Consider the following 15558-nt stretch of genomic DNA (forward strand, 5'->3'; position numbering starts at 1 on the left):
TCTTTCCTCCCAACTAGTATAACAAAAACAACCTGACTTATTGACAGTCAAGTTGTTTTTGTAAACGTATTTCATCTCGTATTGGAATACCATCATTACCAATGAGTGGGATAGAAGGCTTATAGGCTCTTGCTTTTTCCACTGCATTACGCAGTATTTCTATTAAACAATAGCCTCGTTTTTGATAGAATTTCAATGCATGCAAATTATCGTTTGTTGTAATAAGTGATATGCTTGTACAGCCCTGCTCCATTGCTGCTTGTTCTACTGCTTTCACAAGAGCAGAACCAATACCTTTCCCCTCAACCGTACTATCTAACGAAATGATTTCACAGTCCTCTTCCCGCATGATATAGGTGATTAAACCGATCATCATTTGTTGCTCATTCATAAAAGCAAAGCCCGCTAATTCACTACAATCATAAATGCCACTGGAAATGACCATCTCTGTCGTACCCCAATGTTCCTGAAAAAATTCGCTTACAGTTTGTTTTGGTAGTTGATGTATGGCAATAATCGTCATTTTATAAACTCCTTCTTAAATGGAAATATGAAAAACCCCTGCAATCGCTTTTTGTATGCCTAAAAATACAGCCCAGGATAGCACACCAAGTCCAATAGCTAGTACAATATGTACGGAGGATTTCATCGCCATGTAAATCACAAATAGCATGCACATCGTTGCAGGCAAGCCAACGATAACGCCTACCGTAAAGCGTTGAATATGCTCACTCGACTCACTTTGCACTGTCAGCCAAATAATGCTTAAAATACTCACCAAGGGCAACGCAGCAATAATGCCTCCATAGGTAGGAAATCGTCGTGCAACCTCCGTCACAACGCCAATGATGGCTGCTGAACTCAAAATTTTAAAGAATGTATACATTATTTTGCCACCTCACTTAGACGTCGAAACGCCTGTAGAATGGCTTGCTGTTCCTGCTCAGTTAGCTGATTAAGTGCATGCTGTAGCTTATCATCATCTAGCTCCGAGTTTTTCTTCAACACTTGTAGCCCTTCTGCTGTCAAATGTAGCATGACCTTACGCTGGTCGTCACTTGCACGCTCCTTCATCACCCAGCCATGACGCTCTAGCTTTTTCACATGCTCTGATGCCGTATTAGGAGAAATATTTAGTAACCCTGCTATATCACGCACCGTCACTTCCTCTTCCTTTTGTATCATTTGCAAAATACGCACACTCTGATGGGAAATAACATCTTCATGGGTTGTATGTAGATGATAGAATATCGTTGTAAAATAATCATTTATATCTTTAATCATTGTAATAACTCCTTTAATATATCGTTCAAAACGATTATATCGTATACAACGATATATTAAAAGTGACCTCGTTAAAGTTTTTATTTTCAGATATTTTTCTTCAGTAAGCTTAGCATCTGATAGCCATCTGAGGGTAAACCTGCATAGGGCTTATACCAGTTTGGATAAATTAGCGGGACTGCTGTTGCAAGAAATTGAAAAGTATTCAAATAAAAAAGGCTATTGAAAAAATAGTGTATCCCTGCATAAGCAGCAAAATAACGGGCTAGATAGCTGGCAAAAAGTAATACTGCTAAAGTCATGATAGGACCACCCGCTATAAATCCGAGCGACTGCTTGCGCGTTAAGCTACTCCCTTGTTGTGGGGTACAGAAGCCAAACAATCCCCATCGAATATGGAAATGTATACGACCTATACGCAAGTTTTCAGGAAGATTTTTTGCACCTAAATAAACATGGGCTCGTTCCTTTGAACATACTATAACACCCAATGCATGCCCAATTTCATGCAGCAGCGTAGAGATTGGTATGCCTACTACATATAAAAGCATAAAGGATAGAATGGACATTACTACTCACCCCCTCCCAAAAATTCTATCTATTTTTCATAAACATCTATCTTTCTGCGCTTCTTGCTAAATAGTATCAATGGGTACTTGTGAACACTTACGTTCTACAGTATTATTACTCTATTCTGAATTTAATTGAGGGCATCCCATGTTATACTTTCTCTATTTTTTAGTAGGTGGCACAATCATGGTGCTAGCGCTACTACTTAGCCAATCTAAGTATTTATTTTTATCAGGTATTATTACGGCCTTACCGATATTGACGCTCATTAATATGGGCATGCAAATGAAAAATATGAAAGAAGATACCTTTCATACTGTTCTTCAAAACACGGTATTTGGAGCGGTTGGCATGCTATTATTTACTGTGCTCACGTTTCTCCTAACAAGCTGGTTTAAACCAGGCATCTCTGTTATGAGCGCGCTCGCTGTCTATGCCCTATTTATGCTTTCTGGCAAATATATTTTATCCATGTTTGCCTAAAGAAAAGGAGCTGCCCTATGACAGCTCCTCATTGATTATTTTCACATAAACACCCTGCTCAAACCTTTCCAAAGCAGAGACATTCATTGCTTTGACATAGTTAGATACCTCGCTCGCCTTCCATAGTCGCTGTTGATGATAGATAGCTGGATCGATGAGTCGCACTTTATTACGAAAATGAATGTCATGATTCTCTTGTTCTTCTCTTACCTCTACATTTTCATGTAATTGTTGTAAAAGAGCTTGAACGTCTCGATCATGTGAAGCCTTCATCTGCTGCATTACCTCATGATCAGTCTTTAGGAAATCTTCAAGCGTTAGAATTTGTTTTGCTAGTGACAGCTTTAATACATGCGCTAACGAACTTGTCGCATAGATATTTAAAGGGTGCAAGAAAAAATCTAACACTTCCTGATAATAAATTTTTACAAACCATTCTGCACGCTCAATCGTTTTAACACACAGTTTCCCCTGAAAAACGAATAAGTCCTGTAAAAATTTTTGGATATCTTCCAGGGCTAAATTTCCATAAAAATACATATCTCTTAATGTATAATCGATACGATCTGCACACAATGCTGGAGCAGGTTGTTCAAGTAACGACCATCTGGATGTATCTAGTATGTTCTCTACCTCGTAGCCATATTTTTCAAGAATCGCAGGTATCGAAGACTGTTTGATAACATCCATGAATATCGCTTCATGGTAATCTTCCGCCTCATTTTCAAGGACAACATCCACCACATGGGAAAAAGCGGTATGGGACACATCATGTAATAAGCCTGCCACCTGCTCCTGCAATGAACCGCCAAGCTGTCTAATAAGCAGCATGACACCTACAGTATGCTCAAATCTTGAAATAGTCCACTTGCTATTTACTAGAAAGCCTGCCCCAGCCTGATGAATTTCCTTTAAGCGTTGAACTGGCTTACTTACAATCAATTCCTCTAACAAACCATCTATCTCGAACTCCCCATATAAAGGGTCACTAATCAGCATTTATATTCTTCCGACTAATCACAAAGACTCCACCACAATGCGATAGTGGGTAAAATGTTAACTCACAAATTTCCTGTAAGGCGACCTTTAGCTCCTCATGGACAAAGTAAAATTCATCCTCATCCCAGTATCCCTTGCTATCTTGACGACATTGCTCCAGCTGCTCTCTTGTCTGGAAAGCTACATCGCCAATTAAAATTTTCCCTGTTGGTGATAGGTGCTGTAATAATTGTGTGATATACAAAGACTTTTGCTCATCTGTAAAATGATGGAGCGCATACGTACTAATAATCGCATCATAGGGCTGCTGTAATAGCTCCTGTGGCAAGCCATTCATTAAATCCCACTCCATTAAGTGAGCCTCTGGCATTTTTTCCTTGGCAATGGCAATCATGTTCGCAGAAAAATCAAAGCCATAAATCGAATGCCCCTGTTCATAAAGCTTCGCCGTTAATACCCCTGTTCCAAAGCCAATATCTAAAACTGTGGAAGCGGGAACAGCCATCACTTCATTGAAAATTTTATTTAAAATCGCTTTATAGCCTGCAAATGGGTATTGATACTTTTCCTCACTGTGTTGTACCGTTTGGTCGTATCCATCGGCCCATAAATCAAAACCTTCTTTATTTAATAGCATAGTGCCTCCTACAATGTATAAATTCTCCAAGCATTCATTAATTTACGTTCAGTCATCTGTTTCATCATAAATCCCCCTTCATTAACCAATTCAGTCCATTATACCAATTTATTACCTTTCCAACAATTCAGAAAATAAACAGTGCTTTATCAATTTTCAAATTTTCATAAGCTGTTATAATATCAATATGTATAAAAATTACAATAAACATTCTGGATAATATTTTATTATAAATTACCAAAATATTACCACATTCAACTTTTTACGATATAATAATACTGGGTAGTTAAAATATAAAAGGAGATGACTTAATGCAAGGTACAAACAAAAAGGCGTTGTTATGGATTAGCATTATAATGAGCTTAATGTCCATTTTCTTTGCATCTTTTGGTTCTAACAAATTTGGAGCCCCATTCCCCTTTATAAGTTACATCGGTGAGAATGAGTTATCATCCGCAATTGCTCTATTTACTAAAAATGGCATTACTCAAATTAACTTTAATATACTTTATTTCTTTATAAATGTTACACTAATTTACTTTATTCTTTTTTATGGTAGAAATATAATTAGTTCATTAAAATTAATTAAACAATCCTAATTCTTATACATCAAGATTACAAAAATTAGCCTATCAAAAGAAAAATAAATAGTGTCCTACATATAATGAAGATGGAAATGTTGATTATAGACAAACAATTTCGTCTAATAAATTTGCATGAACCTTTGCATCTTATACCATTGTAAAGGGAGTAATTTCAAAACAATTCAAGAGCAATTAGGGCAATCACATGTTACTATATCTATAGACACTTATAATTTTTAACAAATTAATGTAAATTGGTCGCCTGTTTAATTCAACCTATTATAAAACCTTATGTAAAACCCATATAAATCAACGTTTCCTTTAAAGGAGGGATCTAAATGATCGCATTCACTTGTAATGCATGCTCTAGAACGACTTCTTTAGGTCAAAGAGGTCAAGATTAAGTTATAAACTAACAGAAATTGAATGATCTCTTTAGGCCAAAAAGTAATCAAATAGCCTAATAAACAGGAGAGATTTCAAATGGAACAACAAACAATTCAGCCGTTTTTAACGGTTGCCAACTATCATTTACTAGAACAGCAATTAAATAAAATTTTACATGCACTGACAACAACAAAGGATAAAAACGTTATCCTAGCGGTACGTGGCCTTGTTGATACGGAGGTAACAACAAAATTAGCATTATCAGCAGCAGAAACAATGCTGATAGACCAGCTTTTTGCTGTCACAGATCGTGCACAAGGTGATGCATTTTTAGAGCAATTAAAACCATATGTCATCCCGTTCAAGCCGGTGACCGCTAGTACGCTTAAAGCCTTATTTAAAAAAGAAAAGAAGCTCAAGCTACCAAATCTAGAAGCACTCGATTTTCAGCAAATTTGTTATCTTGCTTGGGATGATGCTGGCACACATCGAAAATATGTTGTCCTTGAGCAAAATGGGCAGCTAAAAGGGATCAAAGGGATATTTGCCAATAACACGGTTCGCGGCATTTGCGCTATCTGTAATCGCCATTCAGATGTAGGCCTATTTACTACGTCCATTAAAGGACAGGTGGTTGGCACGTTTACCAACCACAGTAATTACATTTGTGCAGATAGTCAAACATGCAATGAACATGTTACGGATATGAACAGAACACTGGAATTTTTCGAGCGTATTACACAAAAATAAATGAACGAAGGCAGAAATGTTGTGCAAACAACATTTCTGCCTTTTAACTTTAAAAGATTAACTTTTCGGGTTTAGAAAAAAGTTATCGGTTGGGATTACGATCAATAAATTCCTCTATTTCATCGGCTAATCCGTACACAAGATGGAAATAGTGTTTCTCCGTCATGACACCCTTTTTTCGCCATTTTTGCATTTCTTCATAATGAAATTGATAAAAATAGCCTTCTACATCTCTTCTAGCAATTCCTTTTTTCTCCGCCATCTCTGCAATCGAAAGACCTTTCCTCCACTCTTGGTCGTATTCCTGCACGGTCATGCCCAAAAATTTACTTATAGCTTCATAATCATATTTCACATGGTATACAAGAATACCTTCCTTATTTTCTTCTGCATATACGGTTGAAGAAAATGAGAAAACTACGATAAATAAAAGCACATACACTCTATTGGCATTTTTCATTTAGGAACCTCCATACTTTTTGGTTAATGTGTGAGGTTCTCTTCATTACTATGTATGAAGGAAAACGTGGAAGTCATGAAGAATGCCAGCGAAGAAGAGAAGATTTTTTATTCTTCCTTCGTGAATGATTTAGTCCAAAATACCAGGGCTTGTCATTAGTCATGTAATACAAAATGAAGCATGATACTATTCACGCAAATTTTCAATTCTACGTTCTTATCGATCGATATCTCTTGTCTAAAATCGATTAAGTCCTTTTCCTCTACATGAATCATTTTCGCGACACTAGCCGTTGAAAACATGTATTCCTTAATGAGGTCATTCAAAAGCAATGCGGCTCTTTCCCTTGCATCAAAGCCTTCAAAGCCAACACATAACATAACTATTTTTCGTTCAATCTTATCTAGCTGCTCCGTCGTGATGCTGCCCTTGTTATTCAATAAACTATCCAGCTCATTCATTGGTAAATCAAATATTTTCGCAAGTTGCTGATGATTGAAACTGAATTTTTCAGCCACTTCTTGAATTTGCTGTCTCAGGTAATCGAATCGGGAAATATCCGTGACAAAAGATACTTCTGCCCTATCCTTCCATTCTTTCACAGTAGTAACCCTCTTTTCATTCTTTTTTATGTATCAAATGAAACTATATTAAAAATGAGGACGCCAAAAAAGTGGCAGTATTAATAAAAAAACGGAAATCGTAATAAAAATGGTAGTGGTTGTAGGGGATAATTTTTGGCGATATGGACCATTATAAAATCCCGAAAACTGCAGTTTATTACGATAGAGGAAAAACAATAAACTATATATAGCGATTCCCCCCAGCCACCCAGCGTAAGAACCAACAACATTTATATCAAAAGAGGTATAAATAAGCCTGGCGCCTCCCCACATCACGCATCCAATAATGGAAAAAAGGATAATAATTCTTATTAATTCTAAAAATATTTTAAATGTAATCATCCATAGTTCTCTTATTTCCTTCACCAGCTCTCTCCACCTCCACAATCTGTAAAATTATTATAACACTTCCTGAATTAGTAATTCACTTAAACCGAGAATGTATTGTCGTCTATGGTGAGCTTACTTGTTGTGTCTTAATACGGTTTCAACATGAATTGGGTAGGAATTATAGAACAAAGTATAATTGGTGGGAAATGTATACTTTTATTATTTCCGCTTTATGAAAAATGACACGATTCCACCAAGTATCGAATATTCACTGACAAAAGAATGAAAAAACTTAATGCCCTCACTAGTATTAATAGCCAGCGAATACAAAAGAAAAAACCAACTTTATGCTAAAAAGCTGGTCTAGTTATTCAATCATTCATTTATGACTTGCTGTTTTCATCTTCATAAAGAGCCAGAAAAGGTTGGCTATTTCTTCAGCTTCATATTTATAAATCGTTTCAGCAAAAGAAGCACGAAATGGCTGTAGCATGATCTCTAAAACACTCATGCGGGGTGTTTCTCTCTTCATTTCATCCAAAAGCAAGCTAGAGAGTTCGAGTGATTTTTGTGGAAGTTCGATTGTCGAGATTTTTTTACAAAATTTCTCTAATTTCTCCTGTATTTCTTTACTAGTAATGGACTTATAGGCTAAATCCTTTTCTAATAAAAACATTTCCTGAGGCTCTAATAGAATTTCTCCACTCTTAATCATTTCTGGCAGAAAACTTTCTACATATTTCAATGACCGAGTAACCACTTTTTTTAGATCTATCGTCATATTAGTAGCCAAATTCCAATAAAAAGATAAATATTGGAAGGTGCCAAAAAAGACGACTGCACACTCATAATAATAGTGCTTTCCTTCTTCTCCATAAATATCATAGAATCTGTTTTTTAACCAGGTGATTTCATGAAAGCGATGTTCCGCAAGAATTTCTTGCAGCTCTTCATCATGCAAAAAGGAGATTTCTCGAAATAAAGGCATTAAATTATATTTTTCTTTAATTTTTAATGTGGCGATTAATTGTTCAATTAAAACGTCTACATCATCTTTTTTCTTACCAACTAAAATTTCCTCTTTTAAAACATTTCGCTCTTGACGATTTTGCTCTAATACGGCTTTCAGGCATTCGTTTTTAGATGAAAAATAATTATAAAATGTACCTTTCGAAATATTTGCCTTATCTAAAATATCCTGAACCGATGTATGCTGATACCCTTTTTCAGTAAATAATTGTAATGTTGATTCGATAACGATTTGTTTACGATCTTTCATACATTTCTCCAATCTCTAAACACAATAACGAACTTACAACAATTATACTAGGAAAACTAGATTTCTTAAACTATGCAAATTTGATACTAGAGGTCCTCACTCGGTAGTGCCAGTCCAAATCGGTTAGTTTTTTCTAAAATGTATGGATAGTAAAAAACCTTCTGCACACACTACTTTTCAGGAGGTGATATTTAATGGCGAATAATAACAACAACCAAAATTTCAACTCAAAAATTCCTAATGCAGCTCCAAACGCAATGAATTCAATGAATGTTGAATTCGGGAACGAGACTGATGTTAACCAAATCAGACAACAAATTCAACAAGCTGAAGCTAAAAAGCAACAGGCTTCTGGTTCTATGAACGCAATGAAGTCAACGAACGTTGAATTTGGGAATGAAACTGATGTTAACCAAATCAGACAACAAATTCAACAAGCTGAAGCAAACAAAAAATTTGCTTCTGGTAAATTTGCTAACGAAAATAATTCAAAATAGCTTTTATTCAACATCCGCAGCCGGCATCCTTGCCGGTTTTTTGTTTCTCACAATTTTGGTTAATTCCTTCAGGATAAAATTCCCGCTTTAGATTTTCATTCAGGTAAACCGAATTTACATACATCCAAAATGATTCAATTCAAGTTATCAATTTGTTTTTTTAAAAAAATTTTTTGCTTCTTCTATTTGCTCCTTTGGTAGAGTCCGCAGTAATTCTTCTTCTAACCACGCTATCGTTTTGCTTCTTAAATAATTTCGCATGTGTTCTTCCGCTTCCAGCATGACACTATTGATCGTACAGTTCGATTGACTTGAACAAGACTCACACTTTTGTTTTTTATTTTGATAAGCAAAATTCGCTTTAATATTCTTACACTGAAATATCGGATCTTCACCTTCAACAGCTCGCACAACATCCCAAAATGTAATATCTTCAGGTTTTCTATTGAGTCGATAACCCCCTTTTACACCAGATACCGAGCTAACAATGCCTTCCTTGGACAATTTCCCTAAAACTTTTGAAAGATAGGTCTCCGATAATCCTTGAAATTCTGATAAATCCTTTATTCCTATACTTTCATTTTTTGGTACATCAATTAAATAAACAAGACTGTGTAGGGCATATTCAACCATCACACTATATTTCATTATTCCACCCTCTTAAAACATTTTGCTTACCATGATAGTAACACATTTTAGCCATACATAAATGAATCAGTTTGACAAACGAAAATGAAAAGCGTATATTGTAGACAAAGTTAATCAACGATAAAATCAATCGACGATTAGTAACAACTTTATTTAACTGGAGGATTTTTATGCGTAAACTACTTGTGATAAATGCACACCCTGAAGTGGAATCAAAGACATCTTTGAGCCTTCAAGTATTAGATCATTTTCTAGGGACATACAAAGAAAATAAACAGGATGATGAAGTAATTGAGCAAATTAATCTATATGAAGACGTTGTTCCGATGATAGATAAGATTGTTTTAAGTGGCTGGGAACATTCACGAAATGGAGATCCTTTAACACACGAAGAAAATGAAGTTTTGGAACGCATGAATGAAATTTTAGTTCAATTTAAAAGTGCCAATAAATATCTAATTGTAATGCCTTTGCATAATTTTAATATTCCTTCAAAGCTAAAGGATTATATGGATAACATTCTAATTGCGCGAGAAACATTCAAATATACGGAAAATGGTTCTGTGGGCTTATTAAATGATGGAAGGAGCATGATCCTCATACAGGCAAGTGGTTCAATTTATACAAATGGCGATTGGTATACCGAAGTAGAGTATTCTTACAAATACCTTAAATCAATGTTTGCCTTTCTTGGAATAGAAGATTTTAATATTCTTCGTGTCCAAGGAACAGCCTTATTGAATACAGAAGATGTCTTGCAAAATGCACTTTATCAAGCGGATCAATTATCCGTTGAATTAGCTAATAAATAATGGAGGGATTCACAATGACACAACGTATGAATTATTATGAAATTGCACCAGATGCTATGAAGATAATGATGGAAATGGAAAAATACACTAAAAAAAGTAGTATTGAGAGAAAGCTTCGTGAGCTTATTAAAATTAGAGCTTCTCAAATTAATGGCTGTGCCTATTGCATCAACATGCACACTGCTGATGCGAAGAAAATGGGAGAGACTGAACAGCGCTTATACTGCATTAGCGCTTGGAGAGAATGTACTTTTTATTCAGATGCTGAAAAAGTAGCATTAGAATTAACGGAACATATTACGCTTATTCCAGAAAAACGCGTTCCTAATGAATTATATGAGCGTGTTCGCAAGCATTTTGATGAAAAGGCTTATGTCGATTTGGTTATCTTGATTAATCAAATTAACAGTTGGAATCGAATTTCTATTGCTATGGGCAATGTTGCGGAATAATAAATGGCTGCCTTAACAGGTAGCTATTTTTCTTATAGTAGTTTGATATCAATTGGAGTCGAACTTTCCTTTGGCAGTCCCCCCTAACTCCCTTTAACAAAATGTTCAAATGTTTGTTTAGGAAATAAAAAAATTTCCCGGGTAAGCGCAAGAAAAGACAAATTCAACCCCACATTCCTCCATCAAGCGACTGATTTCTTCATTTTCCTTGCCTTTTGAAATACTGGCAGAAGGCATTTTGGGATGGGACAATAATTATTTCCTGTTGAGTAGGTTGATTTTAAATACCTTCAATGACAATGCAATCCTAGATATCTAAGTTATTCGGAGTACATACTTTCCCTTGTCTCTCTCAGTATGTATTTTATTTTCGAAAAAAACACTCGTCATGTAAACGAGTGTTTCATACTTATTATGACAACCACTTAGGTGGTGTGTTTTTTTCCCAGAGTCTAAGTGGGTTGGTATCTTTTAGTTTTTATTTATTAGATTACTTTAATATCAAGTATTCATAGCTTATCGTGCTTTTTAGATTATAATATTTTTGTATATTTTTTAATATTCCTTTGGGGAACTTAACTTAAATTCATTTTATTTCCCTGAATGCAGTTTTTTCCTCTGGCTTGAATCCAAATTCTACATTTGCGAGTGGTTGATACTTATCGTTACTTAATTGTTTGCCCACCAGCATAGTAAACGGGTTTTCTTTTAACCTAAGATAACTGCATCTGTGATTTTAAAGTGCTTATATTTATCCAATAATTCGATTTATCAAGACCTAATTTCAATAAAGATAGAAAGTTAAAGGGTTCTACATATTAGATATGACTAATATGTAGAACCTTTTCTTCATTTACTAAAGCATCTGTTAGTTAAAAAACTGAACAATCCGTTGTTTGGTATAGTGTAACATGTTTACAAATGTTTGTGTAGAGAAGTGTAAGCTTATAAAAAAGTTATGATGAGATTGTGGTAGCACATCATTAGTAGGTGTGCTTGTTCTCTTGTCTACCTTCTCAGAACAGCCCTCAGACGAACCGAGTATTAGATAGACGTACTACTTGGTTACATGGACTGCTCTCAGGTCGGTTCTCAGAGGAAATACATCTTCCGCAGATGCGGCGTAGATATAGATTTGGCTTGGGCTTGTTTCAATGAACTCACTATTTACAACCCTTTCACCAAATCAATATATGTTAGGGCTATCATTTATCACTCTACCCTGTTAAATGAAAGGAACATTGAATATTACCCCTATCCCAAATATTGGGTTTATGATAACATATATCTGAATCTTTTAACTTTGGAAAATATGAAAGGAAGTGTAATAACCAGATATGAAAAAGATATTGAAACCATTGATTAGTGGTATTGTCATTGGTGCCCTCTCTCTAACTATAAATATAGATAAAAATGTATTAGCTAATGATATTGCAAAAACATGTAAGTATGATTCGGCATCGAAGGTCAACCCTGATTATTCCACAATGAACTGTTTGTTAACCGAAACAGCACTGAGTTATAATGTTCCTCCTGAAATTGTGAAGGCAATAGCGGAAGGTGAAAGTGGAAATTGGCGTCATTTCGATATGAATGGTAAAGCGATTGTGACAGCTGATAATGGAATTGGCATTATGCAAATTACCAATCAAGCAGGCTACAATCAAGATAGACTAAAAAACGATATTGTCTATAATATTCGAGCTGGTGTGGAGACTCTAGATGATATGTTTAAGCGGAAGGATTTGCCTAGCATCAACGGTGGGAAAAGAGATATATTGGAACATTGGTACTTCGCTATCATGGCTTATAACGGTACTAAGCCGGTAAATAGTCCATTTGTCCAAGCAACTGGGGAAAGAAATGCAAATGCCTATCAAGAAAAAATTCTCCAAATTATTGAGAGATTAGAATTAATAGACTTAACAGAGCTGCCTTTTACACGCGAACATTTTCAATATGACTCTAACAGCAGGGAAAATATTAAATTTTCAGTGATGAACTACGATTTTGATTTACCATTAACAAAATCAAAGTACTTTTTTAAAACAAATCAAAAAGTTAATGCAACAACTAATGTAACAGTTAGGACAAAACCTACTACGGATAGTCCTTCTATGGGTACTTTACGTAAAGGCGAAATTGTTACCATTACGGGCCCTTTTGAATATGAAGCCGTATCAACTAAGAAAAACCATTTTGTTTGGTATCCTGTGAAAAGAAATGACGGGACAGAGGGGTATGTAGCATCAAGTTATTTAAACTACTCAGCTTCAACACCTACAACTCCTACAACTCCAGTAGGTAGTATAGATGTATCAAAGTTCGCTGATTACAAGGCAGACCAGTACTGGGCAGAGGATTTTCAATGGGCAGTAAACAAAGGACTTATCAGCGGTTATCCAAACGTATACAACCCTGCAACAAAGAAATACGAAAACTTACTGAAACCAAACACGAATTTAACAGAAAATCAGATGTTATCTGTACTTTTCCGTTACTTTAAGTCTGATGAATTAGCTTCAACAAAACCTAGTTCTTCATGGAGTGCAGATGTAAACTATCAACTAGCAAGTAAGTACGCTCTACCAACGCTTGGTGGTATATCAGCGTCTAAACAGGTATATGCAGTCAAAGACATCACACGTGGTAATTTTGCTCGTATCCTAGCATCTATGCATTATGGAAAAACAGTATCTCAGCCAGAAGCCATCCAGTTTCTACGTGACTTCGACTTAACAACTACTAAAACGGATGCAGAGTTTAAACCAAATGATTCTCTAACAAGAGCGCACGCTGTGGCATTCTTCCACCGTTATGAGCAAATATTCAATAAATAAATTGCTATCTATAAGTGAAAAGGTGACTATAAAAGTCACCTTTCTTTTATATGGTTCTCTAAATGGTGCTATAAAGCCCTATGTGGAGTTACGGGAGAGGCTGTGAAAGCATAACAAAAGGACTTGCATATAGGGTAATCAATCATAAACAAAAGTCCTGTTTATATTGATGGAAAGCACCTTCAATCGAGAGTGCTCAATGTAGCTATTGATATCAGCTATCGCTACAATTCAATTGATAAATCTAAGAAAATCAAAAACTTAAGAATTTGGGGTACTTTTTAGGGTACATGCTTTCCCCTACCTCCCCCACTCTGAAAAATTAAAAGTTATAACTCAATGACTTTTTACAAACGCTGAGATATTCACAAAAAAACACTCGTCATGTAAACGAGTGTTTCGTACTTATTATGACAACCACTTAGGTGGTGTGTTTTTTTCCCAATAGATATCGCCAAGGTTGTTATGTGCCATGAAGTTGTCCTCGACACTGTGGTAATGGAAGTTGTAGTAGTAGCCTTCCTGCGGTCTTTTTTCTGTGCGCACATGGAAGCGAATTAAATCTGTGCCTGTTTCATTGTTGATGACATTGAAAATTTTCTCACCGTAATTACCACTTGGTCTTTCAGAGATGGTTAAAGATGCAGCAGTTTGATCATCAAGATTAGCCACTGTCATTGCAATGGCTTCCTCCATTTTAGGGAAGATGATGCTGTCGAATTCATTGCTAATTTTTGGACCAATTTTTGTGCCAAATTTTATGTACGATTGTTCTCTAGCTGCATCCACCAGTAAGGCATTATAATCAATCGCTTCCTCTTGTATCTGTAGCTGCTCGTCAGTGCTGCCATCATGCTCAGCAGCTAAAGCAGTGCTTGTCCCTGATGAAGGGCCGATGGATGCACGGTTCGAAGGATTTTGATCAAATGCTTCCCAAATCTCATGTGTAGGCGTTATTAAACCAAATGTTAAAAACGCAACCATGATGACTATACTTTTCTTAACCCACGTTTTCATTTATTGTCACCTACTCTTTATGTACAAATTGGTAATTCTCCTATTATTATATACGTTCTCGCCATTAAAAGGTTTCATATTTCTATAATTCATTGTACAATATTTATGAATAATGTGTCGTTTTTTTAAAGGAGGTACAAAGCATGAGCATCGCAATGGGTATTGGTCTTTTATTAATGTTAGGTTACTTATCATCTTTATGTTTCACGGACTAATTTTTTTATTTTGTAATATGTACCCTACAAAGCCCTAAAAGCCTGTTATATGCAGCTTTTGGGGTTTTTCATTTTTCTTTACAATGCATAGTAACGCAAAATAATGCACACAGTTGGGGCTCGTTTTGGGACTATGTTGGGGCTTGTTGGGGCTAATATAATATTACTAATACTTGGCAGCGCGTTAAGCAAAATTTTAAATTAAATTAGTAAATAGCTAAAATAAATAAAGCTAATTTCTAATAAGGTAAATTAATTTCAGATAAGACTATTATTTTATATAGGTCGAAAAACATAAATTAAGAAGAAGAATTTGAAAAGTTATTTAAATTATAAATTTTTACTGTACAATTTCTTTCAACTAATCACTTTCTTCCCTAACTCCCCCAAAAATAATCATTTTACACCTCACTACTTAAGGCGCACTTTCATGACGATACAATTATCTAATAATATTCCGATATCTACAGTTGCTGCTTTAGTTGGCGATATTCCAGAGACGATTTATAAAGTTTATGCACATTCATTAAAAAAAGAGGAGGTACACGTATCTAATCGTATGGATGAAATTATCACTTTAAAATAATTTGAAATATCTAATGATTGGGAGTACATGCTTTACCCTATTTCCTCTTGGTTAAACCACAAAAAAACACCCATATTGTAAACGAGTGTTGTGTTTCTTTTATAA

At 35.4% G+C, this 15558-nt stretch carries 19 protein-coding genes; 7 read left to right on the forward strand and 12 right to left on the reverse strand.

The features are described from left to right. Positions 1-37 precede the first annotated feature (37 nt). From AAJG31_RS02910 to AAJG31_RS02925, 4 genes are all read right to left on the reverse strand, one after another. Positions 38-523 (reverse strand): GNAT family N-acetyltransferase, encoded by a 486-nt coding sequence (locus tag AAJG31_RS02910; RefSeq protein WP_048394534.1) that lies wholly within the window; start codon positions 521-523, stop codon positions 38-40. 15 nt (positions 524-538) lie between these two features. Continuing rightward, the gene (locus AAJG31_RS02915; RefSeq protein WP_016993931.1) at positions 539-886 is read right to left on the reverse strand and encodes a DUF3147 family protein; all 348 of its coding nucleotides are present in this window, start codon (positions 884-886) and stop codon (positions 539-541) included. Next, positions 886-1284, reverse strand: a complete 399-nt coding sequence (locus AAJG31_RS02920) for a MarR family winged helix-turn-helix transcriptional regulator (protein ID WP_036219134.1) — start codon at positions 1282-1284, stop codon at positions 886-888. Before AAJG31_RS02920 ends, AAJG31_RS02915 begins: the two co-directional genes overlap by 1 nt. Before the next feature lie 86 nt (positions 1285-1370). Then, positions 1371-1853 (reverse strand): hypothetical protein, encoded by a 483-nt coding sequence (locus AAJG31_RS02925; protein ID WP_279494850.1) that lies wholly within the window; start codon positions 1851-1853, stop codon positions 1371-1373. 148 nt (positions 1854-2001) lie between these two features. Here AAJG31_RS02925 and AAJG31_RS02930 point away from each other — a divergent pair, with 148 nt between their 5' ends. Further along, on the forward strand, positions 2002-2337 hold the full coding sequence (locus AAJG31_RS02930; protein ID WP_066036854.1) for a hypothetical protein: 336 nt from the start codon (positions 2002-2004) through the stop codon (positions 2335-2337). A 15-nt stretch (positions 2338-2352) separates the two neighbouring features. Here AAJG31_RS02930 and AAJG31_RS02935 read toward each other — a convergent pair whose 3' ends face one another. Both AAJG31_RS02935 and AAJG31_RS02940 read right to left on the reverse strand, forming a co-directional pair. Further along, a complete protein-coding gene (locus tag AAJG31_RS02935) occupies positions 2353-3336 on the reverse strand; it encodes an HD domain-containing protein (RefSeq protein WP_279494849.1) in 984 nt (327 codons plus the stop codon). Continuing rightward, positions 3326-3973 (reverse strand): class I SAM-dependent methyltransferase, encoded by a 648-nt coding sequence (locus AAJG31_RS02940; protein ID WP_066036856.1) that lies wholly within the window; start codon positions 3971-3973, stop codon positions 3326-3328. The genes AAJG31_RS02935 and AAJG31_RS02940 overlap by 11 nt, the downstream gene beginning before the upstream one ends. A gap of 1067 nt (positions 3974-5040) precedes the next feature. Here AAJG31_RS02940 and AAJG31_RS02945 point away from each other — a divergent pair. Beyond that, on the forward strand, positions 5041-5694 hold the full coding sequence (locus tag AAJG31_RS02945) for an elongation factor G-binding protein (protein WP_048394543.1): 654 nt from the start codon (positions 5041-5043) through the stop codon (positions 5692-5694). A gap of 82 nt (positions 5695-5776) precedes the next feature. Here the strand turns inward: AAJG31_RS02945 and AAJG31_RS02950 are convergent, their stop codons facing one another. The 4 genes from AAJG31_RS02950 to AAJG31_RS02965 all read right to left on the reverse strand — a co-directional run bounded on the left by AAJG31_RS02950 (position 5777) and on the right by AAJG31_RS02965 (position 8386). Next, a complete protein-coding gene (locus AAJG31_RS02950; protein ID WP_279494847.1) occupies positions 5777-6154 on the reverse strand; it encodes a hypothetical protein in 378 nt (125 codons plus the stop codon). Positions 6155-6309: 155 nt separating this feature from the next. Then, complete coding sequence (locus AAJG31_RS02955) at positions 6310-6756, reverse strand: HTH domain-containing protein (RefSeq protein WP_066036860.1); 447 nt, start codon at positions 6754-6756, stop codon at positions 6310-6312. Positions 6757-6804: 48 nt separating this feature from the next. Next, the gene (locus AAJG31_RS02960; RefSeq protein WP_279494846.1) at positions 6805-7143 is read right to left on the reverse strand and encodes a hypothetical protein; all 339 of its coding nucleotides are present in this window, start codon (positions 7141-7143) and stop codon (positions 6805-6807) included. Between the two features lie 343 nt (positions 7144-7486). Next, positions 7487-8386, reverse strand: coding sequence for a TetR/AcrR family transcriptional regulator (locus AAJG31_RS02965; RefSeq protein WP_279494845.1), 900 nt, complete (start codon positions 8384-8386; stop codon positions 7487-7489). A 194-nt stretch (positions 8387-8580) separates the two neighbouring features. Here AAJG31_RS02965 and AAJG31_RS02970 point away from each other — a divergent pair, with 194 nt between their 5' ends. After that, a complete protein-coding gene (locus AAJG31_RS02970; protein ID WP_259418912.1) occupies positions 8581-8883 on the forward strand; it encodes a gamma-type small acid-soluble spore protein in 303 nt (100 codons plus the stop codon). Positions 8884-9030: 147 nt separating this feature from the next. Here AAJG31_RS02970 and AAJG31_RS02975 read toward each other — a convergent pair whose 3' ends face one another. Then, positions 9031-9531 carry an Rrf2 family transcriptional regulator gene (locus AAJG31_RS02975; RefSeq protein ID WP_103118029.1) on the reverse strand — a complete coding sequence of 167 codons (501 nt, stop codon included), beginning with the start codon at positions 9529-9531 and terminating at the stop codon, positions 9031-9033. 170 nt (positions 9532-9701) lie between these two features. On the opposite strand from AAJG31_RS02975, the gene AAJG31_RS02980 reads away from it, so the two are divergent. From AAJG31_RS02980 to AAJG31_RS02990, 3 genes are all read left to right on the forward strand, one after another. After that, positions 9702-10343 carry an NAD(P)H-dependent oxidoreductase gene (locus AAJG31_RS02980; protein WP_054549282.1) on the forward strand — a complete coding sequence of 214 codons (642 nt, stop codon included), beginning with the start codon at positions 9702-9704 and terminating at the stop codon, positions 10341-10343. Between the two features lie 14 nt (positions 10344-10357). Continuing rightward, positions 10358-10795: a carboxymuconolactone decarboxylase family protein gene (locus AAJG31_RS02985; protein WP_279494843.1), complete on the forward strand. Its 438-nt coding sequence runs from the start codon at positions 10358-10360 to the stop codon at positions 10793-10795. Between the two features lie 1337 nt (positions 10796-12132). Beyond that, positions 12133-13635: an SH3 domain-containing protein gene (locus tag AAJG31_RS02990; RefSeq protein WP_345803569.1), complete on the forward strand. Its 1503-nt coding sequence runs from the start codon at positions 12133-12135 to the stop codon at positions 13633-13635. Between the two features lie 408 nt (positions 13636-14043). On the opposite strand, the gene AAJG31_RS02995 is transcribed toward AAJG31_RS02990, so the two are convergent. Then, the gene (locus tag AAJG31_RS02995) at positions 14044-14652 is read right to left on the reverse strand and encodes a YpjP family protein (protein WP_279494840.1); all 609 of its coding nucleotides are present in this window, start codon (positions 14650-14652) and stop codon (positions 14044-14046) included. A 645-nt stretch (positions 14653-15297) separates the two neighbouring features. On the opposite strand from AAJG31_RS02995, the gene AAJG31_RS03000 reads away from it, so the two are divergent. Then, on the forward strand, positions 15298-15453 hold the full coding sequence (locus AAJG31_RS03000) for a hypothetical protein (protein WP_175400720.1): 156 nt from the start codon (positions 15298-15300) through the stop codon (positions 15451-15453). Positions 15454-15558: the final 105 nt, after the last annotated feature.

Origin of the sequence: Lysinibacillus sp. BS3, from assembly GCF_039614735.1 — a bacterium.
GTDB classification, from domain to species: domain Bacteria; phylum Bacillota; class Bacilli; order Bacillales_A; family Planococcaceae; genus Lysinibacillus; species Lysinibacillus capsici.

What these genes read in the sequence shown, in the direction of transcription:
- AAJG31_RS02925 (WP_279494850.1), bottom strand. Translation starts at nt 1,853, where the DNA reads ATGTCCATTCTATCCTTTATGCTTTTATATGTAGTAGGCATACCAATC.
- AAJG31_RS02945 (WP_048394543.1), top strand. Translation starts at nt 5,041, where the DNA reads ATGGAACAACAAACAATTCAGCCGTTTTTAACGGTTGCCAACTATCAT.
- AAJG31_RS02915 (WP_016993931.1), bottom strand. Translation starts at nt 886, where the DNA reads ATGTATACATTCTTTAAAATTTTGAGTTCAGCAGCCATCATTGGCGTT.
- AAJG31_RS02980 (WP_054549282.1), top strand. Translation starts at nt 9,702, where the DNA reads ATGCGTAAACTACTTGTGATAAATGCACACCCTGAAGTGGAATCAAAG.
- AAJG31_RS02935 (WP_279494849.1), bottom strand. Translation starts at nt 3,336, where the DNA reads ATGCTGATTAGTGACCCTTTATATGGGGAGTTCGAGATAGATGGTTTG.
- AAJG31_RS02965 (WP_279494845.1), bottom strand. Translation starts at nt 8,386, where the DNA reads ATGAAAGATCGTAAACAAATCGTTATCGAATCAACATTACAATTATTT.
- AAJG31_RS03000 (WP_175400720.1), top strand. Translation starts at nt 15,298, where the DNA reads ATGACGATACAATTATCTAATAATATTCCGATATCTACAGTTGCTGCT.
- AAJG31_RS02975 (WP_103118029.1), bottom strand. Translation starts at nt 9,531, where the DNA reads ATGAAATATAGTGTGATGGTTGAATATGCCCTACACAGTCTTGTTTAT.
- AAJG31_RS02930 (WP_066036854.1), top strand. Translation starts at nt 2,002, where the DNA reads ATGTTATACTTTCTCTATTTTTTAGTAGGTGGCACAATCATGGTGCTA.
- AAJG31_RS02940 (WP_066036856.1), bottom strand. Translation starts at nt 3,973, where the DNA reads ATGCTATTAAATAAAGAAGGTTTTGATTTATGGGCCGATGGATACGAC.
- AAJG31_RS02995 (WP_279494840.1), bottom strand. Translation starts at nt 14,652, where the DNA reads ATGAAAACGTGGGTTAAGAAAAGTATAGTCATCATGGTTGCGTTTTTA.
- AAJG31_RS02920 (WP_036219134.1), bottom strand. Translation starts at nt 1,284, where the DNA reads ATGATTAAAGATATAAATGATTATTTTACAACGATATTCTATCATCTA.
- AAJG31_RS02970 (WP_259418912.1), top strand. Translation starts at nt 8,581, where the DNA reads ATGGCGAATAATAACAACAACCAAAATTTCAACTCAAAAATTCCTAAT.
- AAJG31_RS02990 (WP_345803569.1), top strand. Translation starts at nt 12,133, where the DNA reads ATGAAAAAGATATTGAAACCATTGATTAGTGGTATTGTCATTGGTGCC.
- AAJG31_RS02910 (WP_048394534.1), bottom strand. Translation starts at nt 523, where the DNA reads ATGACGATTATTGCCATACATCAACTACCAAAACAAACTGTAAGCGAA.
- AAJG31_RS02985 (WP_279494843.1), top strand. Translation starts at nt 10,358, where the DNA reads ATGACACAACGTATGAATTATTATGAAATTGCACCAGATGCTATGAAG.
- AAJG31_RS02950 (WP_279494847.1), bottom strand. Translation starts at nt 6,154, where the DNA reads ATGAAAAATGCCAATAGAGTGTATGTGCTTTTATTTATCGTAGTTTTC.